A 23,060-nucleotide genomic window follows, 5' to 3' on the forward strand; every position below is an offset into this window, starting at 1 on the left:
AGGAGAACTGTATGCGCGAGTTTAGAAATGCCCAAGCCGCCGATGCGGATCGCTGCTTCGAAATCGAGACCGCGGCTTACGAAGGTGAAGAGGCTGCGACACACGCCAAAATCTGCAAACGGATCGAGACCTACCCCGATGGCTTTCTGATCCTTGAAGTGGATGGAACGGTCGTTGGCTTTATCAACTGCGGATGCGCTCATGTGGTTGAAATGTCTAACGAGGAGTTCAAGGAACTTATCGGCCACGACCCTGACGCGCCCAATGTGGTCATCATGTCCGTCGTCGTAGACCCGACCGAACAAGGCAAGGGTTATTCAAGGTCTCTGATGGATGAGTTTGTCAGGCGCATGCAGCAGATGAACAAGGCAACGATCCATCTGATGTGCAAAGAGCATCATGTGTCGCTCTATGAGAAGTTCGGCTATAGCTACCTGAGACGGTCTGCTTCCGACCACGGAGGAATGGCTTGGCATGAGATGAGTATGGGACTTTGAAGCAAAGCTTACTGACCCTCAGCTAAACGGACATACGGCCCTCCAAACGGAACGGCAGCTTTGTCCGCAGAGCGGCCGCCGAAACAACAGATCAGAAATCAATCTCCACACCCGGCAGGTTCAGCTCTTTCATCATGTCACGCAGTTCCTGCCGGGCGGCGATGTTCGAGATGTTCAGCTGTTTGACGCCGATGTCCTTCAGGTCCAGCAGGGTCAGGCCGCGCGGGAACAGTTCGCGGAAGATAACCCGCTCGGAAAAGCCCGAGGCGACCCGAAAGCCGATGCGCTGGGACAGCATCTCGATCGCGCGCTGCATCTTTTCCTTGTTGACCATGCGCTGCGTACCGACCCGGTTGCGAACGACGACCCAGTCGATCGGCTTCAGCCCGGCCTGTGCCCGCAGTTGACGAGCATTCCAGACCATTTCGGAATAGACGGACGGGCCAAGGATCTTCTCTCCCTTCGAGTCGATCCGCGCCAAAAGGTCGAAGTCAATGAAGCTGTCGTTCAACGGGGTGATCAGCGTGTCGGCCAGTGAATGCGCCACCTGACTCAGACGGGTATGAGACCCCGGGCAGTCGATCAGAATAAAGTCGCTGTCGCTTTCCAGTTGGGATACGGCAGCAGACAGTCGATGGTCATAGATGTTCTCGCCCGGTTTCAACGTTGCGGCGTCGATCTCGGGCAGGTCATGGTGGCGCGGGCTGGGCAGAGTCAGGTCCGAGCTTTTGAGGAAGTTGTTGCGGTTCTCGAAGTATCGTCCCAGACTGCGCTGGCGCAGGTCCAGATCCAACGTGCTGACCTTGTGTCCCAATCGGGCCAGCGCGGTCGCCACATGCATCGACACGGTCGATTTGCCTGCGCCACCCTTTTCGTTCCCGACCACAATGATATGTGCCATGCTTGTATTCCCAAGTCTCGCCGTGCTTCACTACACGTTGTTGTCAGCCACTATATGTTGTGTCGGCGGCGAAGGAAAGAACCTCAAGCGGCGCTTTCGGGCATTATCAGACTCTAATCGGGAAAACCCAACGCCGTGCACGGGTTACACAGGGTGCTTGCCATTGCAATGGCGCTGATTCACTGTCGAAAAACGGTTTCAGCAAGGAGAATTCTGTTTGGAGCACCTGTTCCTGAACGTACTGAACGTGGTTTTGCCAGTTCTGATCTGCGCTGGAATTGGCTATGCTCTGGCCGTGATTCAGGCGCCTTTCGACAACAGGGTCATTGGCGGGATCGTCTCAAAAGTCGGCTATCCGACATTGATCATTTCTCATCTGTCGAACACCAAACTGGCCGTGGGCACGTTTCTTGACATGATGACCGCCGCTGCCCTTGCGGTGGCCGGTTTCGGGGTTTTGGGATATGTCGGGCTCAAGGTTCTTCGCTTGCCGGTGAGGGCATTTCTGACGCCGTTGATGCACGGGAATGTCGGCAATATCGGCCTGCCAATCACTTTGCTGGCGCTGGGCGATGCAGGTATGGCCTATACCATGGCGTTCGTGGTGGTGGTGCTGATCAGCATCTTTACCGTCGGCATGTGGATCCCGGCCGGAGAATTCTCGCCCAGGAAACTGGCGACGTCCCCGATTATCTACGCTGTGGGCCTCGCTCTGATCCTGATGGCAACGGGGCAGAGCCTGCCGCAACCGGTCGCGAAGTCCTTTGACATCTTGGGTGGATTGTCGATTCCGCTTATGCTGCTGACACTGGGGCATACGCTCGCGACGCTGCGTGTGAAAAGCCTGGGTCGTGCGGTTCTGCTGACGGCCCTGCATCTGGCGATGGCCGTTGCAATTGCCAGTGTTCTGATCTGGTTGTTTGGTTTCACGGGAACCGAGCGGGGCGCGCTGATTCTGTGTTGCCTGATGCCTTCATCCGTGGCGACTTATCTGTTCGTCGACCAGCATGTTCCGGAATACGGGCCAGATGTGGCCGGGTTCATTCTTGTCTCGACGCTCAGCACCGTCCTGGTGCTGCCCGTTGCGCTGTCTTACTGGATCTGACGCACCCCTATGCGCAAGGCCAGAAATCGTTAAACTGATGTTGATTGTATTCAACAGTCTTGGTCAGTGGGTGTTTTATGGGCGACGAGAGCTCGGCGAATGTATCTCCGCAGTCCCGCGCCCGCGTGGTGCTGGCCATGACGGCCATCTGCATGATGGTCGTGGGGTTCAACACCACTGCTGTGACCACCATCTTGCCCAACCTCAAGGCCGAGTTCGATTTGACCCCTTCAGGAGTGCAATGGGTGATGGCCGCGTATTCCGTGACCAGCGCGACGCTTGTCTGTATCGTTAGCCGGTTGGGGGACATCACCGGCAAGATGGGTGTTTTCTTCATTGGCATGATCGTCTTTGCAATCGGGTCAGCCTCGGCCCTGTTGGCGCAGGATGGGGCCATGCTGCTCGTCGGGCGCTGCGCGCAAGGTGCAGGCGCGGCGGCGTTGTTTGGCACCTCTTTGTCATTGTTGACGGCAGCCACGCCCGAGGAGCAGCGCGCCAGCGTCACCGGCATCTGGGGGGCGATTGTCGGACTGGCGATTGGTGTCGGGCCTGTCGTCGGCGGCGCATTCGGCCATTATGTAAGTTGGCGCGCGGTTTTTGCAGCCGACCTGGTTCTGCTGGCTGTGGCCTTTGCCATCGGGCTGCATGTCAGCAAACGGAAATATGTTCCCGATACCCGCCTTGCCGGGGCAAAGTTCGATTTTGCGGGGGCCGTTGTCATATTGTTTTTCCTCGGGCCCTTATCCTTTGCGCTCAGCAACGGTGAAAGCGGCGGGTGGACTTCGCCTCTGACACTGGTGCCTCTGGGCGTGGCGACCGTGTCGGCAATTGCCCTTGTCATCGTATCCCGCCACAGCGACGACCCCCTGATCGAGCTTCGGTACTTTCGCCATCCGCGTTATCTGATGGCGGCGGCGGGGATGTTCTTTACCGGCTTTACGCTGTTCTGCTTCTTTGTCTATTTCAACACATTCGTCCAATCGCCCGATGCTTTTGGGTTTTCGTCCATCGGTGCGGGGCTGGCGATCATGCCGCTCAGCCTCAGCATGTTTGTGATATCGGTCACCGCGCCCCGCTTTCTTGCCCCCTACAGCTTTCAGTGGCCGATCGCCATTGGCCTGGGGGCAATGGCCTGCGGGTTCCTGCTGTTGATGGCAACCACGAACACCACGCAGTTTTCCGAAATCTGGTGGAAGCTGCTGATCGTCGGGGTCGGGCTGGGCATCTGCTTTTCGCTGTTGCCTCGTCTTGGTCTGCGCCTGCTGCCCGAGCAACACGTCGGGCAGGGTTCGGGGGTCATAAATGCCTGTCTCTATTTCGGAGCAACACTTGGCGCCGTGGTCGGAGGCCTGGCTGAAGCAATCACGAAACGCCGTGGTCTGTCCGAGGTGATCGACGCGTTGCCTGCCGGGTCAACCCAGCGCGAGGATCTGGCCCATGCGCTGACACATGGAACACCGAGCCAGATACAGCAATTGATCTCGGGGATGGATCCGGCAACGGGAAATACATTGGCGAAGGCCCTGCGGGATATGCAGGACAACGCCTTTGACAATGCCATGTTGGTTGCCGCGATTGCGGCGCTGGCCGGGATGGCTCTGGCACTGATGTTGTTGCGTGGGCCGGTTCCGCCCGTACACAGTGCGGCGGACTTGACCCGCAAACCGCGATAACCTTGTCCCTAACCGCCGAGGTACACCCCCTTTTGAGGACGAAAAAAGACCTTCTGATCGTGCAGCTTGCCCAGAAGTTCGTGAATGCGCCGCAATGTGTCTTCCCGGCTGGTCCTGCTGTTCTCTGGTTCGTCCGGTGCAGCTTGTGACAACGTCGCGATCGACCCGCGCAATGCCGTTTCAATCAGATCCATATCCTCGACCGATAGCTCGATCATGTCGTTGTACTGGGGCATGTCCGGGTCTCCGTGGAAGCTGGGCGTTGGTCACCCGGAGTGTAGCATCACTGGGCCTGTGCCAAAACGCATCTTGTCCGCTGTCGCGTCCATAAGACACATGGAAGCTTCCAAGAAAAAGGCCGCCCCCAAGGGACGGCCTTTCGAATGCGAAACCAGTCAGACTTAGAAGCCCAGACCTTCGTATTTCTTTTTGAACTTCGACACGCGGCCGCCGGCGTCCATCAGGCGCGACGAGCCACCAGTCCATGCAGGGTGCACGGAGGGGTCGATTTCCAGAGCCAGCTGATCGCCTTCGGCGCCCCAGGTGGACTTCATCTGAACCACGGTGCCATCGGTCATTTTGACGTCGATGACGTGATAATCGGGATGGATTTCTTTTTTCATCTTTCCGTTCCTTACGCTTCGGCGCCAGCCTTGGGCTTGTAGTTGGTGACTTCTGCGATACGCGCGGATTTACCGCGGCGGGTGCGCAGATAGTACAGTTTGGCGCGACGAACGCGGCCACGGCGGACAACGGTGATGCTGTCGATGTTGGTCGAATACAGCGGGAACACACGCTCCACGCCTTCGCCAAACGAAATCTTGCGAACGGTGAACGACCCGGCAATGCCATTGCCGTTGTTGCGCGCGATGCAGACGCCTTCGTAGTTCTGCACACGGGTGCGCGACCCTTCGGTCACCTTATAGCCGACACGGATGGTGTCACCGGCTTTGAAGTCGGGGATGTCTTTCCCCAGGGCGGCAATCTGTTCCGCCTCAAGCTGTGCGATCAGGTCCATCGCAGGTTCTCCTATCTGCTCGTGGTTGGTCCACGAAGTTTGGGCACGGCCTGAGAGCTCTTGGTCTTCACCGGGTCCTGCACGCAGCCCGCCAGAGGTCAGATCGAATGTTCCTTTGGTCTGGTCTGATCTGACACATCCCCGCCGAAGAAAGCCGGGCTTCAAGCCACCAATCAAACCAAAACACCGGAGTCGCAGAATGCGGCACCGGATTGGGGTCGTTTAAGGGTATTATGTGCCGGGATCAAGGACAAATCGTGTGGCAGGGCAGTGGGAATCCGCCTTTCGAAAATCACACCGTTGCCACAGCGGTCAGATCAGGCATTCTGAAGAAAATTGAAAGAGCAGAAATTTCAGTCAGGACCCAATGATGCGAATTGCACTTACGCTGACGATTGCAGCCGCTTTGCTTGTGTCGTGCGGACGCGGCGGCCCGAAACCGCAGGTCGTGGAACCCACGCCGGGCGTGGACAGGACAGCACCGTCCGTAATCTACCCTGATTTTGGTGACGCCGATCCGCATGATTGGGACGGTCGTCATCCCGGATTGTATCCGATCCATGGGCTTGACGTCTCGCGCTGGCAGGGACCGATAGACTGGCGCACGGCCAAAGCTTCGGGCGTGAGCTTTGCGTTTCTGAAAGCGACCGAAGGAGGCGATGTGGCGGATCCGATGTTCGACGACCACAGGCGCGGTGCGCAGGCGGCGGGCGTACCCTGGGGGGCGTATCACTACTATTATTTCTGCCGATCGGCCCGGGAACAGGCGCGTTGGTTCATTCAGAACGTGCCGAAAGGGGCAGACCTGCCGCATGTGCTTGACATGGAGTGGACACCGCATTCCAAGACCTGCACGTTGCGGCCCGATGGCAGAACCATCCGCGCCGAAGCGCAGCGCTTTCTGGACATTCTCGAACGACACTATGGCCGGCGTCCCATCGTCTATACGACAGTGGATTTCTTCGCGGATACGGATATCGGGCGTTTGCCCAAAACCGAGTTCTGGTTGCGATCCGTCGCGGGCCATCCGCGTCAGGTCTATCCCCGCACGGTCTGGCGGTTTTGGCAATACACCGGCACCGGTCTGGTGCCGGGGGTACAGGGCCGGGTGGACATCAACACGTTCAACGGCACCCCAGAGACTTGGGCCAGTTGGAAAGCACGGCGTTAGGAGTTCGGTGTTCCGTAGGTTTCAATAGTGCCGCCCCCGACCAGGTGGTCCAGCCGCCGTTCGCGTTCGTCACCGAAAGCATTGCGCACCCAGAACGACTCACCCGCGGTCAGTTCGCGTCGTTCGAAACCGCGTGCACGCAGGCAGCGGTCAACCTGATCGATTTCACCCTGCGCGCGCAACTCGTCCTGAAACGGTGCGGTGACCGCAGGCCCGATGACGATGCCCCAAAGCAGGATATTGGTTGCATATCCACCGATTACGGCGCTGTTGCCGCCCTCGTCAGCTTCCTGAGAACAGGAATCAACGGCAACCTTCGCAGAATGCAGATTGTGACCGGCTTGCGTCGGAACGGACATCCCGAGCGGTTTGGTGGTGCAGGCGGAGGCAACCAGTAACATGCCAAGAAATAGCTTTTTCATAATGCCTTCTGTTTCACTTCTTGTTGCCCAAAAAAACCTATGGGACCTGGAGGTGAATAAGTTCAGGTACGTTCAACTTCAAATGGCATTCTGACAAACATCGAAACTGAGGCATCCCGGCCACAACAAGTGGGTCTAGTCCTGGGTTTCCGATGTGGCTTTGACATATTCCGCCCAGATATCAGGACGCCGTTCGCGCGTGATGTCTTGTGCCATTTTATGCCGCCATTCCGCGATCCGGCCATGATGGCCCGACATCAGAACCTCGGGGATCGGACGCCCTTTCCAATCTGCGGGGCGGGTATACTGGGGGTGCTCCAGCAGACCCGAGGCAAAGCTTTCCTCTTCGGTCGAAGCCTGATTTCCAAGCACTCCGGGAATTAGCCGTACTGTGGCATCGATCAGGGCTTGTGCCGCGATTTCGCCGCCGGTCATGACGAAATCACCCAACGACACCTCTTGCACGCCATAATGTTCCAAAACGCGCTCGTCCACGCCTTCAAAACGACCGCACAGAAGGGTCATGCCGTCACAACGGGCAAGATTCTGCATCATGCGCTGATCCATGCGGCGCCCGCGCGGGCTGAGGTAGATCAGCGGCCAGTTCCCTTGAACGCCTGCCATCGCATGCTCGATCGCGTCACCCAGAACATCGGCCCGCAGAACCATGCCGGCGCCACCCCCGGCCGGGGTGTCATCAACGTTGCGGTGTTTGCCTATACCGAACTGTCGCAAATCCACTGTTTCCAGTTGCCAGAGCCCTTCCTGCAAGGCCTTGCCTGTCAGGCTTTCGCCAAGAACACCGGGAAAGGCGGACGGGAACAGAGTGATGATCTTGGCTTTCCAGACCCCGTGCAGGTCAGGGCTCGGCGTCATCAGCTCGCGTGGTTTCAGGGCAGGACGGATCGCCTTGCGGCCATGGGATCTGCTGGGTTTCTCTGTCATATCTGGCGGGCCAGTTCGTTCTGTGCGGAGTGAATCAGTGCTTTCTTCTGGGCGATCATGGCGGCGTCGTCCAGCGAGGATCGGTTCAGCGCCAGGATTTCCTGTAGCACATCGTCTGAAAATGCAGGCGTGCCCTGAGCGGGCCCGACAAGCTGTGACGAAAGCTCGGGCGGCAGGTTCAGAAATTCGGCCAACGGCGCACCCGCACCAAGGCGGTGATTCTGCAACGCCTCCATCCATTCCGTTCTGACGGTAACGGATGGCAGCCGGCTTCGGACGGCGTCAGCGGTTTCGTGAAGGGATGGCAGATGGGCAAGGTCGGAAGAAAAGGCGTCCAAATCCTGCACCATGCGTGATTTCTGCAAGTCATGGGCCCACAGGCTCCGCAGCCATTGATCGCGGGCGCGCAAGGATATGTAGATCGTGATATCGGTCTGATTGCCCAGGAACCGCCGCCGCACGACGCTGACCAGAGTTTCCGCCAGTTCCGGTGCGGCGCCGTAACCTTCACGCTTGTTTCTGCTGGGGCGCAAGCCTGCGAAATTCTCTTCGCTCAGGATCAACCCCCGGCGTGCGCCGAAATCCAGATCGTCCAGAAACGCGTGCAGGTGGCTTCCAAAACCCGCCAATGTGGAATCCAGCCGGTAAAGCGAGTGACGCGTGGCCGCCTCGCTCAAGCCGCTGTTGCGCGTCTTGTAGGGCAGAACCAATGCGAAGCGTGGCCAGATCAGTTTCCGGTTTTCGTGGAGGAAGGACTGTGCTGCGGTCATGCCTGTCTTGTGCAGGCCCAGATGCAGCAGGACCCGACGCATCAGATCAGGCCTTCGGGCGGGTCGGCCACGATACTGCCTTGTTCCAGATCCACCGTGGGTACAACTTGCATCGTGAAAGGCAGAAAAACCGTGGTCTTCAGGCCCGGCCCGTGCAATTCCAACAAGTCCGCGGCCCCGTGGTTCTGCACCGATTTGACCTTGCCCAGCAGGGTGCCTCCGGTGTCATAGACATCCAGCCCGATCAGATCGTTGTGGTAGAACTCATCATCGGGCAGCGAAGGCAGCTGATCGCGCCTTGCATAAAGGCGCAAACCATTCAGGGCATCCGCTTGTTCCTTGGTTTCAACGCCACCAAGGCGGGCCGCGAATCCGTTCTTGATGGTGCGCGTCAATACCACCGGATAACGCTCTTTGCCCGCTTCATCGGTCAGCGGCGAATAGGTCTCGATATCTTCGGGAACGGCGCAAAAGCTTTTCAGCCTCACCTCGCCTCGCACACCGTAAGCCCCGGCAATGCTGCCGACGCAGATCAGATCACTCATTGGCTGCCCCAGTCGTCAAACATATCCCGTTTCTCCATTCGCCAAGCCCGTTGCAGGCTTCGCGCTGGTTGTTGCGCTCGAAGAACACGCCCACAATAAAGGCGATCAGCAGCAGAATGGGAAGTCGTATCAATCCGAACATGAGGTCTTACCGTGTTTCGATCGCCAGGCCCTGCGCCCGGGTTTCCCAGCCGACCTGTTCCAGTTCAGGCGTATCCGACATCTGTTCCGGCCGGCCGACACAGAAATAGCCGATCAGGCGCCAGGTTTCAGGAACATTCAGATCGCGCTTCATCTTGTCGGGGTCCAGAATGGAAACCCAGCCCAGCCCCAGACCTTCGACCCGAAGTGCAAGCCAGAACAAAGTGATCGCGGACACGACAGAATAGCGCCGCATCTCGGGCATCGTACCGGCGCCAAGTCTTAGCCCTTTTTCGGTGCTGTCGTCGCAGAAGACGGCCAGTTGCACGGGCGCTTCCTGCATCCCGGACAGCTTCAGGCTGCTGTACAGCTGCGCCTTGTCACCCGAGTAGCCCGCCAAAGCGTGGTCATTGGCGGTGCGAAAATTCTTCAGCGCTGCGGCTCTTGCCGCTTCGCTTTCGACGCGGATCACGCGCCAGGGTTCGCTGAGCCCCACTGAAGGGGCCAGTCGAAATGCGTCGAGGCAGCGCGCCAGCACTGCCTCGTCAATCGCATCGGTGCGGAACCGGCGCACATCCCGCCGGAGCCGCAACAACAGGTCGAACTGCGTGCGAAAATCGTCTGTAAAGGGGTGATCCCGCACGCGTGCGCCTGCTTATTCTTCTGCTGCGGCTTCTTCTGCCGGAGCAGCAGCGGCTTCGGCTGCTTCAGCAGCCTTGGCGGCTTTCTCTTCGGCGCGCTCCTGGGCTTTCTTGCCCGGGGTGCCCTTGTTGGGGTTGTTGCGCTCGGCCTTGTCACGGGCACCGGCCGCTTCCAGCATACGCGCGATACGGTCGGTGGGCTGTGCGCCCTGGTCCAGCCAGTACTGGATGCGCTCCATGTTCATTTTCACGCGCTCTTCGCTGTCTTTCGGCAGCAGCGGGTTGTAGGTGCCCAGTTTCTCGATGAAACGGCCATCGCGCGGCATGCGGCTGTCAGCAGCCACGATGCGGTAGAAGGGACGCTTTTTCGAGCCGCCGCGGGCGAGACGAATTTTCATTGCCATGGTGGTATCTCCTTTGAATGGCGTATCCGGCGTGGGTGCCGGTTAGTTCTGGTGTTTGTTGAACCGGAGGTTCACTCTTGATGCTTCCGGTGGTGTCGGATGACTTCCTGAATGATGAAATTCAGGAAAGCCTTGGCGAAATCGGGGTCCAGATCGGCCTCATTCGCCAGGTCTTCTAACCGTGCGATCTGCGCAGCTTCGCGCGAGGGATCGGACGGGGGAAGGTCGTGTTCGGCCTTGAGCTTGCCAACGGCCTGCGTGTGCTTGAACCGCTCGCCCAGCGTATAGACGAGGATCGCGTCCAGCCGGTCGATGCTTTCGCGATGCTCTTTCAACAGCGTGGCAGCCTGTGTCACGGGGTTGGTCATTGGCCGGTCCTCTCGGTGGTCAAGTCTATCTGCGGGTGGCGCCAGATCTGAGCGTGCTTGCCCAGAAGTTCGGCATTCTCAAGCTCAAGCGTTGCACCAAGCCGTTCAGCCAAAGCGCGCGAACGATCATTTGCATGGGCGATGTACGAGATCACACCGTTCAGGCCTTGGTGCCGGGCGGCATGGTCACGCGCAGCCGATGCAGCTTCAAAGGCCAGCCCCTTGCCTTCGGCTTCTTCCATCAGGGTCCAACCCAGTTCCGGTTCGGCCCAGCCCGGCACGTAGATCATTCCGGCCCAGCCGACGAATGTGCCGCCGGCCTTTTCGGTCAGGTGCCAAAGGCCGTAACCCCGCAGCGCCCAATGACCCAGCCGGTTCGACAACGAGTTCCAGCATTCGAACGCATCCCTGGGGCCGCCCACCATTTGGCTGCGCGCGGTCGCGAAGAATGCGGTCATCGCCGGCAGGTCATCCAGATGCGGCGCGCGCAGGATCAGGCGTTCGGTCTCGAGCGTGGGGATGGTGAAAGAGGTCATGCGTAAGCCTCCACTCCGCCATTCACCAGATCCGAGGGTGCCGGGTGCCGCCAGATTTCGGACTTTCCGAATTTGGGGTGGTCATAGTGATGCTCGAACTGTGCGCCCAGACGCTTGGCCACGGCCTTGCTGGCGTGATTGTCCTGGTCGATCAGTGAAATCGCGGTTTCCCAACCCAGTACATCATAGGCGTAGGCGCGTGCAGTCAGCGCGGCCTCGGTCGCATAGCCCTTGCCTGTGGCGTGGTTCAACAGGGTCCAGCCGACCTCGGGTTCCGGCCAGCCTTCGGGAAACCAAAGCCCGATCCGCCCGACATAGGTGCCGGTGTCCTTTTCATCGACGCTCCAATACCCATAGCCGCGCAGGGCCCAGTGGCCCAGCAGAGAGGCAACCACCCGCCATACCTCATCCTTGCGCAGGGGACCGCCGACGAACTTCGCGGCGTCGCTGGCAAAGAAGGTAGTGTCCGCGCTGACATCAGCCTCGGACGGCGCACGCATGATCAGACGTTCGGTTTCCAGCGTCGGGATTGGCATCGCGAATGTCATTCCTGCACCTCGCTGTACCGCCAGACATGCTGGGTTGGTCCAAAGGCGCTTTCTGCGTTGGCATCACGCGCTGCGCCCAGTCGTTGTGCAAGTGCGTTCGAACGGGTGTTGGATTGTGAAACGTAGCTTACGAACTGCCCCGATCCGAGCAGGTCAAATCCGAAATCACGCACGGCGGCGCAAGCTTCGGTGGCATAGCCCTGCATGCGGTTTTCAGCGCTGAACATATAGCCAAGTTCCGGTTCGTGATCGTCCCATTCCAGGCCCAGAACGACGAAGCCAATTGCCCGATCATCATCCCTGAGCGTGACCGAGAACAGCCCGTGACCATGCAGAAGCCAGCCCGAGGTATAATAGGAAAACTCGGTCCAGGCTTCTCGGTCGGAATCGCCAAAGCTGTCTTTGCAGATCGACGTCCACACCGGCAGGTCGTCCAGAGTGGGCGCACGCAGAACCAGCCGCCGGGTCTGAATGACCGGCAGAGCTGCGCGGTATTGCGCTGCTGCCATCGCCGCCTTTCCGGACGGGGGCTGGGTGCAGCGTGCTGGCGTCACTTTTTCTTTCCGAACCCGCTCAGGCCCGGTGGCAGACCCATGCCGCCACCCAGACCGGGCATCTTGCCGCCCATGGCCTTGGCCGCCTGTTCCAGCGCCTTGGGATCCATGCCTGCGGCCATGTCCTCGGGGCTGGGGCCGCCTTTGCCGAACATGCCTTTCATGGCCTGTTTCAGCATCTTGCCTTTGCCCATCTTGCCCATCTTCTTCATCATGTCCGACATCTGCCGGTGCATCTTGAGCAGCTTGTTGAGGTCGCTGACCTCCATCCCGGACCCCGCTGCGATACGCTTTTTGCGGCTGGCCTGAAGGATCTGCGGGTTCGCGCGTTCGCGCTTGGTCATCGACTGGATCATGGCGATCTGCTGGCGCAGAATCCTGTCGTCCAGACCGGCCTGATCCATCTGCTTGGCCATCTTGCCCATGCCCGGCATCATGCCCATCATGCCCTGCATGCCGCCCATCTGGATCATCTGTTCAAGCTGCATCTTCAGGTCGTTCATGTTGAACTGACCCTTGACCATGCGCTTCATCATGCGCTCGGTCTGTTCCATCTCCATCGTTTCCTGGGCCTTTTCGACCAGGGCAACGATGTCGCCCATGCCCAGAATACGACCGGCGATCCGGTCCGGCTCGAAAGTTTCGAGCGCGTCCATCTTCTCGCCCAGACCAACAAAGCGGATCGGCTTGCCGGTCACGGCGCGCATCGACAGGGCCGCACCGCCGCGCCCGTCACCGTCCATCCGGGTCAGGACCACGCCCGAGATGCCGACCTTGGCGTCGAACTCCTCGGCCACCTCGACGGCGACCTGACCGGTCAGGCCGTCAACCACCAGCAGCGTCTCGCGCGGGTCAACGGCGTTGCGGACCTGCTCGACCTCGTCCATCAGAACCTCGTCGATATGCAGACGACCCGCGGTGTCCAGCATATAGACGTCATAGCCGCCCAGCGTTGCCTGTTGCTTGGCGCGTTTGGCAATATCGACCGGTTTCTGGCCCGGCACGATCGGCAGAGTGTCCACACCAACCTGCGTGCCCAGAACCGCCAGCTGATCCATCGCCGCCGGGCGGTAGACGTCCAGCGAGGCCATCAGGACCTTCTTGCCCTCTTTCTCTTTCAGACGTTTCGCCAGCTTGCCGGTGGTCGTCGTCTTGCCCGAGCCCTGCAAGCCGACCATCAGGATCGGGGCAGGCGGGTTGTCGATCTTCAACGCACCGGGGTCTTCCTCGCCACGCAGGGTGTCAACCAAAGCGTCATGCACGATCTTGACGACCTGCTGGCCGGGTGTGATCGACTTGGTGACCGCCTGACCGGTCGCCTGTTCCTGCACCTTCTTGACGAATTCCCGGGCAACCGGCAGCGAGACGTCGGCCTCAAGCAGGGCAACGCGGACCTCGCGCAGGGCGGTTTTGACGTCTTCTTCAGACAGGGCGCCCTGTTTGGTCAACCGGTCGAAGACGCCAGAGAGGCGTTCGGATAGATTTTCAAACATGCCTGCGGCCTCCTTAGCCGGTTCTGATTTGGCGCCCCATAGATAAGGGCAGACGGGTCAATGCACAAACGCCCCCACGGGCGAAACTCGCTGGTGGGGGGCGATCCCTGAACGACTCGAGGGACCGGAAGATCAAACGCTTCCGGATGTTGGGGCGTCATCTACGCCTCTGGGCCGCGTGAGTCAAGATAAGCTGTATGGGTGTCACATTGCGGGTTATTCTGCGTGAATGCAGCAGAGGGAGGGGGCAATGAAGAACGGTCCGCCGCGAAAGACGACCGACTATGTCGGCGAAGTCACCAACACCGATATCTGGTCCGGATTCGAGATACGGCCCAGCGACGTCTTTGTGTGCACACCGCCCAAATGCGGCACCACTTGGACGCAAACACTGGTGCGCATGCTCATCACCGAAACGGCCGACCCCGGCGTGTACGACAACAAAGTCTCACCGTGGCTTGATTGCAGTTTTCGCGATCGGGTCGCGCAGGCGGATGACCTGAGTGCGCAAAGCCATCGGCGCTGTATCAAGACACATACCCCGCTTGATGGCATCGTGTTCTCGCCAAATGCGCAATATCTGGTTGTTCACCGTCATCCGGTTGACATTCATTTTTCCCTGCGCCGCCATGTCGAGAATATGAAGCATGACTGGCTTGATTACCTCTTCCCCGAAGATCTGTCGGAAGCTTTCGACATGTTTTTGACCCGGCCCGCGTCGTCCAAGGGCACAGATGACCTGACCCTCAGATCGATCATTCATCACTTCCATTCCTTTTGGGTGTATCGCGACCTGCCCAACATCCATTTTCTGCACTATGCCGAGCTCAGCCGGGATCTTCCGGGACAGGTCGCGCGGCTTGCACGGATCATGGACATCGAAATTGACGCGGACCTGGTCAAGGATATCGCCGAAGCCGGCAGTTTCGGATCGATGAAAAACAATGCCATTCGTCTAAAGCAAACCCCCGGATTCACCAGTGGTTTTCACGACTTTGCGCAGTTCTTCTTTTCGGGCACAAGCAACAAGTGGGAGGGCAAGCTGACCGAGCAGGACATGGCGCGATATGACGCCTGCATGTCCCAGCTGGTCTCAGCCGAAGAACGCTTGTGGCTGGAACGCGGCCTGGCCGCTTAATCCGTCCCGGCTTCGCGATGGTCTTGGGCAGGCTTCGATGGAAGCCAGTCATTCACCGCCTCGGCCAACCGGTGAGAGCCGGAGCCGCTGGAAAACGCTTCGACAATGGGATGGCGACCCGCACTCATGCCTTTCTCAAGAACAAGGACCGGGCGATACAGCGTCGAGGTGCCGTTTTTGCCGCGGGATGTCGTACTTTCGACTTCAGCGTGGGACAGGTTGGACAGTTTGTGTTCAACCGCTTCATACCCGAAAACGGATTGGCGGCGGATCAGGATACTGTCCTTGTGCCGATCCAGGATGATCTGAACCCGCCTTACGAAAACGCAAAACGCACCAAAGCCAAGACCACCTCCGCCAAGGGCGAAGATCAGGCCGAACCAGATGCCTTCGCCGCCCGTGCTCATCAGGAAAATCCCGGGGCCGACAAAGGCCAGAATGAAAATGACCAGCATGATACCGATGAACCAGGGCGTATTGGCGATGATCAGTTGGTTCGGGGTGTCTCGGGTCACTTTCATGGCGGTACGCTAGCACTGTTCCAACACCCTGTTCCAGTTTGATTTGCCCGCGCCTTGCGGGAATGGAATTGCAAACAGGCAGGCAAAAACAGGCAGGCAAAAAGACCGCATCTCGTTGATTTCAGGCAGAGCGGTTGCCGGGGTCACTTCCACGCGCAGCAAGCCAGTCATTGACCGTGCCGGTAATGCGTTCGGCACAGGTTCCGGTCGAAAAAGCTTGGATGATCGGATGACGACCCGCACTCATACCCTTGTCCAGCAACAGAACCGGACGATGACGGCTTGCGAACAACCATGCGGGCTTGTTCAGTATGGTTTCTACTTCTGCATGGGACAGGTCGGACAGAGCGTGCTCTATGGCTTCATATCCGAAAATGGATTTCTGACGGATCACCAACGTGCCCTTGGTCCGGTCAAATATTACCTGAACGCGTCTCACCAGCAGGTGAAAGCTCCATAAACCCATAGCGCCACCAAAGATGATCATGCTCAACCCGTACCAGAAAGCCGACCCGCCAGCCCATGTCAGCAACAGGCCAAGCGCTGCGAAAATCAGGGTGTTCAAAGCAAACAGAATTCCGAAGAACCAAGGGGTATCGCTGAGGATCAGCTGTTGGGGTGTGTTGCGCGCGACTTTCATTCGGGCAGGATATCACCCGGGCGATTGTATGTCCCGCGCTTGAATTCCAAGCCTTGGTGCGCGATGAGCAGTCCAAACAGGAGGGTTTCATGGACGCTTCATCCGCCTATCAGGACACACTACCGCTGAGCTCCGACGCATTGTTGACGCAGATGGAAGATTGGGGGCTGGCCTATCGCCTGCATACCCATGTGCCTTTGCGTACGGTTGAGGATGCCAAGGCCGTCGAAGACCAGTTCAAGGTGCCGGGAGAGAACGCGCTGCGGGTCAAGAATCTGTATCTGCGCGACAAGAAAAAGCGCAACTATCTGGTGACCTTGGAACAAAGCCGCGAGATTGATCTCAAAGCTTTGGGGGCCGAGTTGGGCCTAGGCAACCTGTCCTTCGGCTCGGCGGACCGGCTGTTGCAGAACCTCGGCATACGCCCCGGCGCGGTCAGTCCGCTGGCGATGATCAACGGTGTTCAGAATGATGTACGGTTCTTCATGGATGCGGCGGCGCAGCAGGCCGAGGTGATTTACATGCACCCCCTTGTCAATGACCGCACCGTGGCCCTGACGCGGGCCGATATGATGGCCTTCTTCGATCGCATCGGGTGCGAGATCACCTGGTTGCCCTGATTACGTCAATGCCTCTTTCAATGCGGCGGCGACATGCGCGGCTGACGGGTTGACGAACAGGTGTCCGTCAGCCTCGAACACCGGATCGTCCAGGTGGTTCGGAAAAGCCAGTGGAAGCTCGGTACAGGCCAGCAGGATCGCGGTTCCGGGGCTGGCATGCTTGTCGCAAAACGCCAGAAGTCGGGCGCGGGCCATGTCAGACGCACCACCATAGAAATCACTGTCGATCATGGTCTGCATCTGGGAAATCTCGGGTTCGGGCAGCTGTTCATTCGCGGCAATGCCTTCGGCGGCCAGACGATCGGCATAGTTGGTGGCCTGCATCGTCACGGCTGTTCCCAAGACCAGAGCCTTGGACGCGCCGGTTCTTGCAGTGGCTTCGGCGGTCGCGTCAAAGATGCTGAGGATCGGCATCGAGACACCCTGCCGTATCGCGTGAAGCCGCGCATGGGGGGTGTTGGACGCGATGATGCCGAAATCGCACCCGGCGCGTTCGAGAGTCAGCAGGGCGTCGCGGAACACCGCGTCAAAATCCGCCCAGCTTGCCTCATCCCCGGCGACACCGCGCAGGGCGCGCGTTCTGGCCTGCGTAACGGATTCGATGGTCATCGGTGGGATTGGCAAAGGCGAGCCGTGACCACGTTCAGCGAAACAACGCCCAGCCCCTTCGGCAATCGCCCGGTAGTAATCGACGGTCGAGGCCCAGCCCACACCGCCCAGAATGCCGATTTTCTTCATGCGGCCCATCCAGTCTGCCTGTTTGCTCGCTGGCAGACTGGACGTTTCAGCGCCTGTTGGCCAGAGGCGATCAGGCAGCAAGCTCGGCTACGGCCTTGTGGGCATGTTCCAGCGCCGCATCCGGGTTCACGGCCATCTGATCCGCGGCGATGACGTCGACGTCATGAATGCCGATGAAACCCAGAACGTGGCGTGCGTAATTGGTGGCGAAATCTGCTTCGGATCCGACGGGAACACCGCCCGATGCGATGGCCAGAATGGCACGTTTTCCTTCCAGCAGGCCTTTGGGGCCGTTTTCCGTGTAGGAAAAGGTCAGACCCGCGCGGGCAACCAGGTCGATCCACGCCTTGAACGCCGCGGGGACCGAGAAGTTGTAGATCGGCAGGCCGATGACGATGGTGTCGGCGTCTTGCAATTCGGAAACCAGTTCATCCGACAGGGCCAGCCGGTCGCGTTGAAGATCGTCGCGCTGGTCGGCGGGGGTGAAATTGGCGGCGATCCAGTCTTCCGTCAGCAGGGGCAGGGGGGTAGCCAGATCACGACGGATGATGCGATATGCGCCCAGTTGCTTGACCACACGGTCAGACAGATCGCGCGTGGTCGAGTTCACGCGGCGGGCGGAAGAGTCGATATGAAGGATAGTTTTAGCCATTGTTCTGGTCCTTTGGGTCACGGGAATCTTGTCCTGCGCCCAATATGATTATTGCGCTGGTGAACAAAACTCGGATATATCAACAGTTATTGTTGGAAATTGCACAGTGACGACATTGCCATGGACAATTGGGATGAAGTGAGAACCGCCTATCAGGTGGCGCGCATGGGGACGGTCAGCGGCGCGGCAGAGGTTCTGGGCGTTCACCATGCCACCGTGATCCGTCACATCGATGCGATCGAGTCGCGGTTGGGTGTCAAATTATTCCAGCGCCACGCGCGTGGGTATACGCCGACCGAAGCAGGCGACGATCTGCTGCGTGTGGCGCAGGCGACCGAAGATCAGTTCAATCAGCTTGTCGGCCGGATGAAGGGTCGCGGAGACGACGTCTCGGGTGAATTGGTCGTGACTTCTCTGGGGTCTCTTGCGCCGTTGGTCGTGCCGACGCTCACCACGTTTCAAAAGATGCATCCGGACCTGATCGTGCGATACCTGACGGGCGACCGGCTGTTCCGGCTGGAGTATGGCGAGGCGCATGTGGCGATCCGCGCCGGATCGGCCCCCGACCAACCTGACAACGTTGTCCAGCCTTTCCGGCAGCAGGAGGTTGGTCTTTATGCCAGCACCTCGTACATCGAACGGTTTGGCAAACCATCCGGAATCGAGGATTTCACACGCCATCACTTCGTCAGTTCCGATGATGAGACCAGCCGCGCGCCGTTCACACGCTGGCTGCGCGCGACGGTACCCGCCGAACGCATCACTTTCCGCTGCACCAACAACTTCTGCATGCGCGAGGCCGTTCTGGCTGGTGCCGGCATCGGCTTCATGGCCCGTTGGGAGGCCGCCCGCCACGACAATCTGGTCGAGGTGATTGATCCGCTGCCGGAATGGTTCGGCAATCTGTGGCTGGTGACCCACGTGGATTTGCACCGCACCACAAAGGTACAGGCGTTCCTGAGCTTTCTGAAGGAAGAAGCCAAAGGCTGGCAGCCATGAGCCCGCAGATGCGTGGCCACCTGGCCATGCTCGCTTTTTCAGCCCTTGTGGCAGGCAGCTTTTCGCTGGGGTCCATGATCGCCAACGAAATCGCCCCGGCTGCTCTGAACGCGGTGCGCTTTGCCATTGCCGCTGCCGTGATTGGTTTGGCCGCACTGGCGACAACCGGCCTGCCGCGCAGCGCCGCGCAGGCCCCTTGGCGCTATCTGGTACTCGGGGCTTTGTTCGCCACCTATTTCGTCCTGATGTTTTATGGGTTGCAAACCGCCCCGCCTGTCAGTGCGGCGGCGGTGTTCACCCTGACACCAGTTGTCTCTGCCATGGCGGGGTGGGTCTTGTTGCGTCAGATCACCACGCCGCGCATGGCGCTGGCCCTGAGCATTGGCGCTGTGGGCGCGCTATGGGTGATCTTTCGGGCCGACTGGCAGATGTTCCGCGCCTTTGAAATCGGTGGCGGAGAAATCATCTATTTCTGGGGCTGCGTCGCCCATGCGATCTACACGCCCATGATCCGCAAACTGAACCGAGGAGAGCCCGCCGTGGTGTTCACCTTCGGAACGCTGGTCGCCGGGTGCCTGTTGTTGGTCGTGTTCGGCTGGTCCGACCTGATGGCCACCGATTGGGCTGCGCTTCCGGCTATTGTCTGGATCGGCCTGTTCTATATTTCGTTCTTTGCCACGGCAGCCAGTTTCGTGCTGGTGCAGTTTTCCTCACTCCGGCTGCCGTCGGCCAAGGTCATGGCCTATACCTATCTGGTACCCAGCTGGGTCATTCTGTGGGAGATTGCGCTGGGCAAAGGCGTGCCAACCGGTTTGATCCTGGGTGGTGTGGCGCTGACAATCATCGCCCTGCTGATGTTGTTGAAAGAGGAAGTCCCGCCCTCGGTTCCAGTTCGTCGCGCCAGGGAATAAGCCACATCTGCGCTGGAAATACATGGCAGATCCAAGATGCATTCCAGAGGTGGAATTTGTTGAGCCAGATCAAGGCGCCCCTGCGGCACCTCCATTAGCTTCGTCAGCAGGCTAAAGGAGGAGATCATGTTCAAACACATCATGTTGCCGGTTGACCGGCATCTACCGCCCGAGGTTCGCAAAGCGGCCGATGTCGCTGCACAAGTTGCGAAATGGCAGGGGGCCAAAATCACTCTGGTCAGCGTCACCGGGGCCCATATGGGCGAATCCTCGGAAACCGAAGCCGAGATTGACAAGGAACTGGCAGAGTTCACCGAACAGTTGGCTGCTGAAAGTGGATCCGACGTTTCCATGCGCAAAATCCATTCGGTCGACGTTGCCGCGGAAGTGGACAGTGATCTGACCCGCGCTGCCGAGGAGATCGGCGCAGATCTGGTCATTGTCGGCACCCACGCGCCCCGGATCACCGACTATATTTTTTCCAGCCACGCCGGGTATCTGGCGAAACACGCCAGCATGTCGGTTTTTGTGGTGCGCTAGGCCTCGCCCGACTTTGGCAGTTCAGCTTCCAGAAACCGCTCGAACGCGTCCAGATTGACGGGCTCGAATTGTCCGAACCCCTGCATCCAGACCGAGGCGGCGCGCAAGGCGTCAGGTTCCAGCTTGCACCATTTTACCCGCCCGCGTTTTTCCTGACTGATCAGACCGGCCTTGGTCAGGATGACCAGGTGTTTGGAGATCGCGGCCAGCGACATCTCGAACGGTTCGGCCACATCCGTCACCGCCATGTCATCCTCCAGCAGCATCGCCAGAATGGCGCGGCGGGTGGGGTCGGCGAGGGCCGCAAAGACTGTGTCGAGATCGTTGGACATGTGACCGCTCAACCATAGCCGTCGGGATTGGTCAACCATTTGGTTGAATATGCGGATTCAGGGCTTTGGCGGTGCAACGGCGGTCATCGAAACGAATGGCGCGTCTTGGGTATTGTGAAAATCATAACAAATTCAATATTTTAGGCTGCGTCAACGAGGGCATTCAAGGTCGTTGACTCTGCGCGCGCCGCGCCTTAGCACCATGCCCAAGACTGTACGAGGGAAACGCCCGTGACCGATGATGACCAAAAGCAGCGTATGGCGCAGCTGGAGGCCAAGATCGAGGCGGCGAAAAAGGCCAAGGCGCCAAAACCTCGTGCGGACGCTGACGTGTCCGGGGGCGAGCTTGCCTGGCGGATGGTCATCGAAATGGTTTCCGGTCTTGGGATCGGATTTGGCATCGGATACGGGCTGGACAGCCTGCTCGGGACGATCCCGATCTTTCTGGTGCTGTTCACACTGCTGGGCCTTGTCGCGGGCGTGAAGGTTATGCTCCGCAGCGCGAAAGAGGCTCAAGATAAACAAACGGCGGCATCGGCTGCCGAGAAGGACGAGAGGGACTGAACGTGGCAACTGAGACCACCGCAGCAGAAGGCAGCAGCCTGGTATTCCACCCGATGGATCAGTTCATCGTCAAGCCGCTGTTCGGCGACGGTGCGGTAGGCATGTTCACGGTCACCAACGTGACTCTGTGGTTGTTCTTTGCGGTGCTGGCCGTAACAGCTCTGCTGGTTCTGCCCACATCCAAACGTGCCATTGTGCCGACGCGTATGCAGTCGGTGGCCGAGCTGGCCTATGGCTTCATCTACAAGATGCTGGAAGACATCTGCGGCAAGGAAGGCGTCAAGTACTTCCCTTATGTCATGACCCTGTTCATGTTCATTGTCGTGGCGAACTTCCTGGGTCTGATCCCGACCTCGTTCACCACCACATCGCATTTCGCCGTGACCATCCCGCTGGCACTGGCCGTGTTCCTGACCGTGACCATTCTGGGTTTCGTCAAGAACGGCGCCGCGTTCCTGGGTCTGTTCTGGGTGTCCAGCGCGCCGCTGGCGCTGCGTCCGATCCTGGCGATCATCGAGCTGATCTCGTACTTCGTGCGGCCGGTCAGCCACTCCATTCGTCTTGCCGGCAACGTCATGGCAGGCCACGCGGTTATCAAGGTTTTCGCAGGCTTCGCCGCGATTGCCGTGATCTCGCCCGTGTCGGTTCTGGCGATCACCGCTATGTATGGTCTTGAGGTCCTGGTGGCCTTCATTCAGGCCTACGTATTCACCATTCTGACCTGTGTTTATCTGAAAGATGCGCTGCATCCGTCGCACTAAGGTCCGATACCCCAACATCGAAACTTCCAATTCGTAAGGAGAAACATCATGGAAGGCGATCTCGCACACATCGGCGCAGGCCTGGCAGCAATCGGTTCCGGCGCAGCCGCAATCGGGGTGGGCAACGTAGCAGGCAACTTCCTGGCCGGCGCCCTGCGCAACCCTTCGGCGGCTGCTTCGCAGACCGCGACCCTGTTCATCGGTATCGCATTCGCAGAAGCGCTGGGCATCTTCGCATTCCTGGTCTCGCTGCTGCTGATGTTCGCCGTCTGATCTGCGGAACCTGATCCTTACGCGCAGGTGGGCCCAAGCCATAGCGGCCCACCTGTTGTAAAGACAACGTTCCGACGGAGGACATCATGGCGACTGAACCCATTAGCGAAGAAGTGGTTGGCTCGTGCGTCGACTCGCATGGCTCTGCCATCGGGATGCCGCAGCTCTGCTTCGATTGGTTCCCCAACCAGATTTTCTGGCTGGTCATTACGCTGGTCGTCATCTTTCTGGTCCTGTCCCGCGTGGCCCTGCCGCGCATCGCGGCAATCCTGGCTGAACGTCAGGGGACCATTACAAATGACCTGGCTGCGGCCGAAGATCTGAAGGCCAAGGCGGTCGAGGCCGAAGAGGCCTATAACAAGGCGCTGGCCGATGCCCGTGCCGAAGCGCAGCGGATCGCTGCCGAAGCACGCGCTGAAATTCAGGCTGGACTGGATGACGCGATTGCCAAGGCGGATGCGGAAATCGCTGCCAAGGCGGCTGAATCGGAAAAGGCAATCGCCGAAATCCGTGCCGGTGCACTGGAAAGCATTCAAGTGGTTGCCAAGGATACGGCGGCTGAACTGGTCACCGCACTGGGCGGCGAGGCAGATGCCAAAGCCATCAACAGTGCAGTAGACGCACAGACGAAAGGATAAG

The 23,060-nt window shown here is 59.2% G+C and carries 34 protein-coding genes; 13 read left to right on the top strand and 21 right to left on the bottom strand.

The window, feature by feature from the left end:
- Positions 1–11: 11 nt before the first annotated feature.
- Positions 12–497 carry a GNAT family N-acetyltransferase gene (locus ACR0DJ_RS13030; RefSeq protein ID WP_170344772.1) on the top strand — a complete coding sequence of 162 codons (486 nt, stop codon included), beginning with the start codon at positions 12–14 and terminating at the stop codon, positions 495–497.
- Between the two features lie 91 nt (positions 498–588).
- Here ACR0DJ_RS13030 and ACR0DJ_RS13035 read toward each other — a convergent pair whose 3' ends face one another.
- The gene (locus ACR0DJ_RS13035; protein WP_152457022.1) at positions 589–1,398 is read right to left on the bottom strand and encodes a division plane positioning ATPase MipZ; all 810 of its coding nucleotides are present in this window, start codon (positions 1,396–1,398) and stop codon (positions 589–591) included.
- Positions 1,399–1,615: 217 nt separating this feature from the next.
- On the opposite strand from ACR0DJ_RS13035, the gene ACR0DJ_RS13040 reads away from it, so the two are divergent.
- Positions 1,616–2,503, top strand: a complete 888-nt coding sequence (locus tag ACR0DJ_RS13040) for an AEC family transporter (protein WP_480685251.1) — start codon at positions 1,616–1,618, stop codon at positions 2,501–2,503.
- A 77-nt stretch (positions 2,504–2,580) separates the two neighbouring features.
- Positions 2,581–4,176: an MFS transporter gene (locus ACR0DJ_RS13045; RefSeq protein WP_480685252.1), complete on the top strand. Its 1,596-nt coding sequence runs from the start codon at positions 2,581–2,583 to the stop codon at positions 4,174–4,176.
- An 8-nt stretch (positions 4,177–4,184) separates the two neighbouring features.
- Here ACR0DJ_RS13045 and ACR0DJ_RS13050 read toward each other — a convergent pair whose 3' ends face one another.
- From ACR0DJ_RS13050 to rplS, 3 genes are all read right to left on the bottom strand, one after another.
- The gene (locus ACR0DJ_RS13050) at positions 4,185–4,412 is read right to left on the bottom strand and encodes a hypothetical protein (protein WP_480685253.1); all 228 of its coding nucleotides are present in this window, start codon (positions 4,410–4,412) and stop codon (positions 4,185–4,187) included.
- A gap of 165 nt (positions 4,413–4,577) precedes the next feature.
- Positions 4,578–4,799: a 50S ribosomal protein L31 gene (gene rpmE / locus ACR0DJ_RS13055; RefSeq protein WP_480685254.1), complete on the bottom strand. Its 222-nt coding sequence runs from the start codon at positions 4,797–4,799 to the stop codon at positions 4,578–4,580.
- A gap of 11 nt (positions 4,800–4,810) precedes the next feature.
- Positions 4,811–5,194 (bottom strand): 50S ribosomal protein L19, encoded by a 384-nt coding sequence (rplS, locus tag ACR0DJ_RS13060; protein ID WP_152457026.1) that lies wholly within the window; start codon positions 5,192–5,194, stop codon positions 4,811–4,813.
- Positions 5,195–5,564: 370 nt separating this feature from the next.
- Here rplS and ACR0DJ_RS13065 point away from each other — a divergent pair, with 370 nt between their 5' ends.
- Positions 5,565–6,365 carry a glycoside hydrolase family 25 protein gene (locus tag ACR0DJ_RS13065; RefSeq protein ID WP_170344776.1) on the top strand — a complete coding sequence of 267 codons (801 nt, stop codon included), beginning with the start codon at positions 5,565–5,567 and terminating at the stop codon, positions 6,363–6,365.
- Here the strand turns inward: ACR0DJ_RS13065 and ACR0DJ_RS13070 are convergent.
- The 12 genes from ACR0DJ_RS13070 to ffh form a co-directional block, all read right to left on the bottom strand.
- On the bottom strand, positions 6,362–6,787 hold the full coding sequence (locus tag ACR0DJ_RS13070; RefSeq protein ID WP_257600088.1) for a hypothetical protein: 426 nt from the start codon (positions 6,785–6,787) through the stop codon (positions 6,362–6,364). The two genes, ACR0DJ_RS13065 and ACR0DJ_RS13070, sit on opposite strands and share 4 nt — an antisense overlap.
- Positions 6,788–6,922: 135 nt before the next feature.
- A complete protein-coding gene (trmD, locus tag ACR0DJ_RS13075) occupies positions 6,923–7,732 on the bottom strand; it encodes a tRNA (guanosine(37)-N1)-methyltransferase TrmD (RefSeq protein ID WP_480685255.1) in 810 nt (269 codons plus the stop codon).
- Positions 7,729–8,544 (bottom strand): hypothetical protein, encoded by an 816-nt coding sequence (locus tag ACR0DJ_RS13080; protein ID WP_480685256.1) that lies wholly within the window; start codon positions 8,542–8,544, stop codon positions 7,729–7,731. The genes trmD and ACR0DJ_RS13080 overlap by 4 nt, the downstream gene beginning before the upstream one ends.
- Complete coding sequence (gene rimM / locus ACR0DJ_RS13085) at positions 8,544–9,047, bottom strand: ribosome maturation factor RimM (RefSeq protein ID WP_480685257.1); 504 nt, start codon at positions 9,045–9,047, stop codon at positions 8,544–8,546. The genes ACR0DJ_RS13080 and rimM overlap by 1 nt, the downstream gene beginning before the upstream one ends.
- Positions 9,040–9,189, bottom strand: a complete 150-nt coding sequence (locus ACR0DJ_RS13090; protein WP_162896811.1) for a hypothetical protein — start codon at positions 9,187–9,189, stop codon at positions 9,040–9,042. The genes rimM and ACR0DJ_RS13090 overlap by 8 nt, the downstream gene beginning before the upstream one ends.
- Before the next feature lie 6 nt (positions 9,190–9,195).
- A complete protein-coding gene (bluB, locus tag ACR0DJ_RS13095) occupies positions 9,196–9,831 on the bottom strand; it encodes a 5,6-dimethylbenzimidazole synthase (RefSeq protein WP_480685258.1) in 636 nt (211 codons plus the stop codon).
- 12 nt (positions 9,832–9,843) lie between these two features.
- Positions 9,844–10,233, bottom strand: coding sequence for a 30S ribosomal protein S16 (gene rpsP / locus ACR0DJ_RS13100; RefSeq protein WP_010437590.1), 390 nt, complete (start codon positions 10,231–10,233; stop codon positions 9,844–9,846).
- 71 nt (positions 10,234–10,304) lie between these two features.
- Positions 10,305–10,601: a chorismate mutase gene (locus ACR0DJ_RS13105; protein ID WP_170344783.1), complete on the bottom strand. Its 297-nt coding sequence runs from the start codon at positions 10,599–10,601 to the stop codon at positions 10,305–10,307.
- Entirely contained in the window at positions 10,598–11,137 is a 540-nt protein-coding gene (locus ACR0DJ_RS13110; protein ID WP_480685259.1) for a GNAT family N-acetyltransferase, read from the bottom strand. The genes ACR0DJ_RS13105 and ACR0DJ_RS13110 overlap by 4 nt, the downstream gene beginning before the upstream one ends.
- Positions 11,134–11,685 carry a GNAT family N-acetyltransferase gene (locus ACR0DJ_RS13115; RefSeq protein WP_257600095.1) on the bottom strand — a complete coding sequence of 184 codons (552 nt, stop codon included), beginning with the start codon at positions 11,683–11,685 and terminating at the stop codon, positions 11,134–11,136. Before ACR0DJ_RS13115 ends, ACR0DJ_RS13110 begins: the two co-directional genes overlap by 4 nt.
- Complete coding sequence (locus ACR0DJ_RS13120) at positions 11,682–12,194, bottom strand: GNAT family N-acetyltransferase (protein WP_480686275.1); 513 nt, start codon at positions 12,192–12,194, stop codon at positions 11,682–11,684. The genes ACR0DJ_RS13115 and ACR0DJ_RS13120 overlap by 4 nt, the downstream gene beginning before the upstream one ends.
- A gap of 41 nt (positions 12,195–12,235) precedes the next feature.
- Complete coding sequence (ffh, locus tag ACR0DJ_RS13125) at positions 12,236–13,732, bottom strand: signal recognition particle protein (protein ID WP_170344787.1); 1,497 nt, start codon at positions 13,730–13,732, stop codon at positions 12,236–12,238.
- 250 nt (positions 13,733–13,982) lie between these two features.
- On the opposite strand from ffh, the gene ACR0DJ_RS13130 reads away from it, so the two are divergent.
- Entirely contained in the window at positions 13,983–14,870 is an 888-nt protein-coding gene (locus ACR0DJ_RS13130) for a sulfotransferase domain-containing protein (protein WP_480685261.1), read from the top strand.
- Here the strand turns inward: ACR0DJ_RS13130 and ACR0DJ_RS13135 are convergent.
- Entirely contained in the window at positions 14,867–15,391 is a 525-nt protein-coding gene (locus tag ACR0DJ_RS13135) for a hypothetical protein (protein ID WP_480685262.1), read from the bottom strand. The two genes, ACR0DJ_RS13130 and ACR0DJ_RS13135, sit on opposite strands and share 4 nt — an antisense overlap.
- Before the next feature lie 121 nt (positions 15,392–15,512).
- Complete coding sequence (locus ACR0DJ_RS13140) at positions 15,513–16,031, bottom strand: hypothetical protein (protein ID WP_257600098.1); 519 nt, start codon at positions 16,029–16,031, stop codon at positions 15,513–15,515.
- Positions 16,032–16,120: 89 nt separating this feature from the next.
- On the opposite strand from ACR0DJ_RS13140, the gene ACR0DJ_RS13145 reads away from it, so the two are divergent.
- Positions 16,121–16,651 carry a prolyl-tRNA synthetase associated domain-containing protein gene (locus ACR0DJ_RS13145; RefSeq protein ID WP_425080185.1) on the top strand — a complete coding sequence of 177 codons (531 nt, stop codon included), beginning with the start codon at positions 16,121–16,123 and terminating at the stop codon, positions 16,649–16,651.
- Here ACR0DJ_RS13145 and ACR0DJ_RS13150 read toward each other — a convergent pair whose 3' ends face one another.
- On the bottom strand, positions 16,652–17,389 hold the full coding sequence (locus ACR0DJ_RS13150) for an aspartate/glutamate racemase family protein (protein ID WP_257600100.1): 738 nt from the start codon (positions 17,387–17,389) through the stop codon (positions 16,652–16,654).
- Between the two features lie 70 nt (positions 17,390–17,459).
- On the bottom strand, positions 17,460–18,041 hold the full coding sequence (locus ACR0DJ_RS13155; RefSeq protein WP_257600101.1) for an FMN-dependent NADH-azoreductase: 582 nt from the start codon (positions 18,039–18,041) through the stop codon (positions 17,460–17,462).
- 120 nt (positions 18,042–18,161) lie between these two features.
- Between ACR0DJ_RS13155 and ACR0DJ_RS13160 the strand changes: the two genes are divergently transcribed.
- The 3 genes from ACR0DJ_RS13160 (at position 18,162) to ACR0DJ_RS13170 (ending at position 20,491) form a co-directional block, all read left to right on the top strand.
- A complete protein-coding gene (locus ACR0DJ_RS13160; protein ID WP_425080183.1) occupies positions 18,162–19,040 on the top strand; it encodes a LysR family transcriptional regulator in 879 nt (292 codons plus the stop codon).
- Positions 19,037–19,951: a DMT family transporter gene (locus ACR0DJ_RS13165; RefSeq protein WP_425080182.1), complete on the top strand. Its 915-nt coding sequence runs from the start codon at positions 19,037–19,039 to the stop codon at positions 19,949–19,951. Before ACR0DJ_RS13160 ends, ACR0DJ_RS13165 begins: the two co-directional genes overlap by 4 nt.
- A gap of 126 nt (positions 19,952–20,077) precedes the next feature.
- Complete coding sequence (locus ACR0DJ_RS13170) at positions 20,078–20,491, top strand: universal stress protein (protein ID WP_170344796.1); 414 nt, start codon at positions 20,078–20,080, stop codon at positions 20,489–20,491.
- Here ACR0DJ_RS13170 and ACR0DJ_RS13175 read toward each other — a convergent pair.
- Positions 20,488–20,823: an ArsR/SmtB family transcription factor gene (locus ACR0DJ_RS13175; protein WP_170344797.1), complete on the bottom strand. Its 336-nt coding sequence runs from the start codon at positions 20,821–20,823 to the stop codon at positions 20,488–20,490. The genes ACR0DJ_RS13170 and ACR0DJ_RS13175 overlap by 4 nt on opposite strands.
- Positions 20,824–21,054: 231 nt before the next feature.
- On the opposite strand from ACR0DJ_RS13175, the gene ACR0DJ_RS13180 reads away from it, so the two are divergent.
- From ACR0DJ_RS13180 to ACR0DJ_RS13195, 4 genes are all read left to right on the top strand, one after another.
- Entirely contained in the window at positions 21,055–21,387 is a 333-nt protein-coding gene (locus ACR0DJ_RS13180; protein WP_170344799.1) for an AtpZ/AtpI family protein, read from the top strand.
- Positions 21,388–21,389: 2 nt separating this feature from the next.
- Positions 21,390–22,148 carry a F0F1 ATP synthase subunit A gene (locus tag ACR0DJ_RS13185; RefSeq protein WP_171205725.1) on the top strand — a complete coding sequence of 253 codons (759 nt, stop codon included), beginning with the start codon at positions 21,390–21,392 and terminating at the stop codon, positions 22,146–22,148.
- Between the two features lie 48 nt (positions 22,149–22,196).
- Positions 22,197–22,421 (top strand): F0F1 ATP synthase subunit C, encoded by a 225-nt coding sequence (locus ACR0DJ_RS13190; protein ID WP_005981269.1) that lies wholly within the window; start codon positions 22,197–22,199, stop codon positions 22,419–22,421.
- 86 nt (positions 22,422–22,507) lie between these two features.
- Positions 22,508–23,059, top strand: coding sequence for a F0F1 ATP synthase subunit B' (locus ACR0DJ_RS13195; protein ID WP_171205726.1), 552 nt, complete (start codon positions 22,508–22,510; stop codon positions 23,057–23,059).
- Position 23,060 lies beyond the last annotated feature (1 nt).

The organism is Ruegeria sp. BF10, from assembly GCF_056538725.1.

Coding starts and splice junctions, on each gene's coding strand:
- ACR0DJ_RS13030 (WP_170344772.1), top strand. CDS start 12: ATGCGCGAGTTTAGAAATGCCCAAGCCGCCGATGCGGATCGCTGCTTC.
- rimM (WP_480685257.1), bottom strand. CDS start 9,047: ATGAGTGATCTGATCTGCGTCGGCAGCATTGCCGGGGCTTACGGTGTG.
- ACR0DJ_RS13150 (WP_257600100.1), bottom strand. CDS start 17,389: ATGAAGAAAATCGGCATTCTGGGCGGTGTGGGCTGGGCCTCGACCGTC.
- trmD (WP_480685255.1), bottom strand. CDS start 7,732: ATGACAGAGAAACCCAGCAGATCCCATGGCCGCAAGGCGATCCGTCCT.
- ACR0DJ_RS13050 (WP_480685253.1), bottom strand. CDS start 4,412: ATGCCCCAGTACAACGACATGATCGAGCTATCGGTCGAGGATATGGAT.
- ACR0DJ_RS13160 (WP_425080183.1), top strand. CDS start 18,162: ATGGACAATTGGGATGAAGTGAGAACCGCCTATCAGGTGGCGCGCATG.
- ACR0DJ_RS13115 (WP_257600095.1), bottom strand. CDS start 11,685: ATGACATTCGCGATGCCAATCCCGACGCTGGAAACCGAACGTCTGATC.
- ACR0DJ_RS13070 (WP_257600088.1), bottom strand. CDS start 6,787: ATGAAAAAGCTATTTCTTGGCATGTTACTGGTTGCCTCCGCCTGCACC.
- ACR0DJ_RS13195 (WP_171205726.1), top strand. CDS start 22,508: ATGGCGACTGAACCCATTAGCGAAGAAGTGGTTGGCTCGTGCGTCGAC.
- rpmE (WP_480685254.1), bottom strand. CDS start 4,799: ATGAAAAAAGAAATCCATCCCGATTATCACGTCATCGACGTCAAAATG.
- ACR0DJ_RS13175 (WP_170344797.1), bottom strand. CDS start 20,823: ATGTCCAACGATCTCGACACAGTCTTTGCGGCCCTCGCCGACCCCACC.
- ACR0DJ_RS13090 (WP_162896811.1), bottom strand. CDS start 9,189: ATGTTCGGATTGATACGACTTCCCATTCTGCTGCTGATCGCCTTTATT.
- ACR0DJ_RS13135 (WP_480685262.1), bottom strand. CDS start 15,391: ATGAAAGTGACCCGAGACACCCCGAACCAACTGATCATCGCCAATACG.
- ACR0DJ_RS13140 (WP_257600098.1), bottom strand. CDS start 16,031: ATGAAAGTCGCGCGCAACACACCCCAACAGCTGATCCTCAGCGATACC.
- rplS (WP_152457026.1), bottom strand. CDS start 5,194: ATGGACCTGATCGCACAGCTTGAGGCGGAACAGATTGCCGCCCTGGGG.
- ACR0DJ_RS13035 (WP_152457022.1), bottom strand. CDS start 1,398: ATGGCACATATCATTGTGGTCGGGAACGAAAAGGGTGGCGCAGGCAAA.
- ACR0DJ_RS13170 (WP_170344796.1), top strand. CDS start 20,078: ATGTTCAAACACATCATGTTGCCGGTTGACCGGCATCTACCGCCCGAG.
- ACR0DJ_RS13065 (WP_170344776.1), top strand. CDS start 5,565: ATGCGAATTGCACTTACGCTGACGATTGCAGCCGCTTTGCTTGTGTCG.
- ACR0DJ_RS13105 (WP_170344783.1), bottom strand. CDS start 10,601: ATGACCAACCCCGTGACACAGGCTGCCACGCTGTTGAAAGAGCATCGC.
- ffh (WP_170344787.1), bottom strand. CDS start 13,732: ATGTTTGAAAATCTATCCGAACGCCTCTCTGGCGTCTTCGACCGGTTG.
- ACR0DJ_RS13165 (WP_425080182.1), top strand. CDS start 19,037: ATGAGCCCGCAGATGCGTGGCCACCTGGCCATGCTCGCTTTTTCAGCC.
- ACR0DJ_RS13155 (WP_257600101.1), bottom strand. CDS start 18,041: ATGGCTAAAACTATCCTTCATATCGACTCTTCCGCCCGCCGCGTGAAC.
- ACR0DJ_RS13080 (WP_480685256.1), bottom strand. CDS start 8,544: ATGCGTCGGGTCCTGCTGCATCTGGGCCTGCACAAGACAGGCATGACC.
- ACR0DJ_RS13120 (WP_480686275.1), bottom strand. CDS start 12,194: ATGGCAGCAGCGCAATACCGCGCAGCTCTGCCGGTCATTCAGACCCGG.
- ACR0DJ_RS13145 (WP_425080185.1), top strand. CDS start 16,121: ATGGACGCTTCATCCGCCTATCAGGACACACTACCGCTGAGCTCCGAC.
- rpsP (WP_010437590.1), bottom strand. CDS start 10,233: ATGGCAATGAAAATTCGTCTCGCCCGCGGCGGCTCGAAAAAGCGTCCC.
- ACR0DJ_RS13045 (WP_480685252.1), top strand. CDS start 2,581: ATGGGCGACGAGAGCTCGGCGAATGTATCTCCGCAGTCCCGCGCCCGC.
- ACR0DJ_RS13130 (WP_480685261.1), top strand. CDS start 13,983: ATGAAGAACGGTCCGCCGCGAAAGACGACCGACTATGTCGGCGAAGTC.
- ACR0DJ_RS13190 (WP_005981269.1), top strand. CDS start 22,197: ATGGAAGGCGATCTCGCACACATCGGCGCAGGCCTGGCAGCAATCGGT.
- ACR0DJ_RS13110 (WP_480685259.1), bottom strand. CDS start 11,137: ATGACCTCTTTCACCATCCCCACGCTCGAGACCGAACGCCTGATCCTG.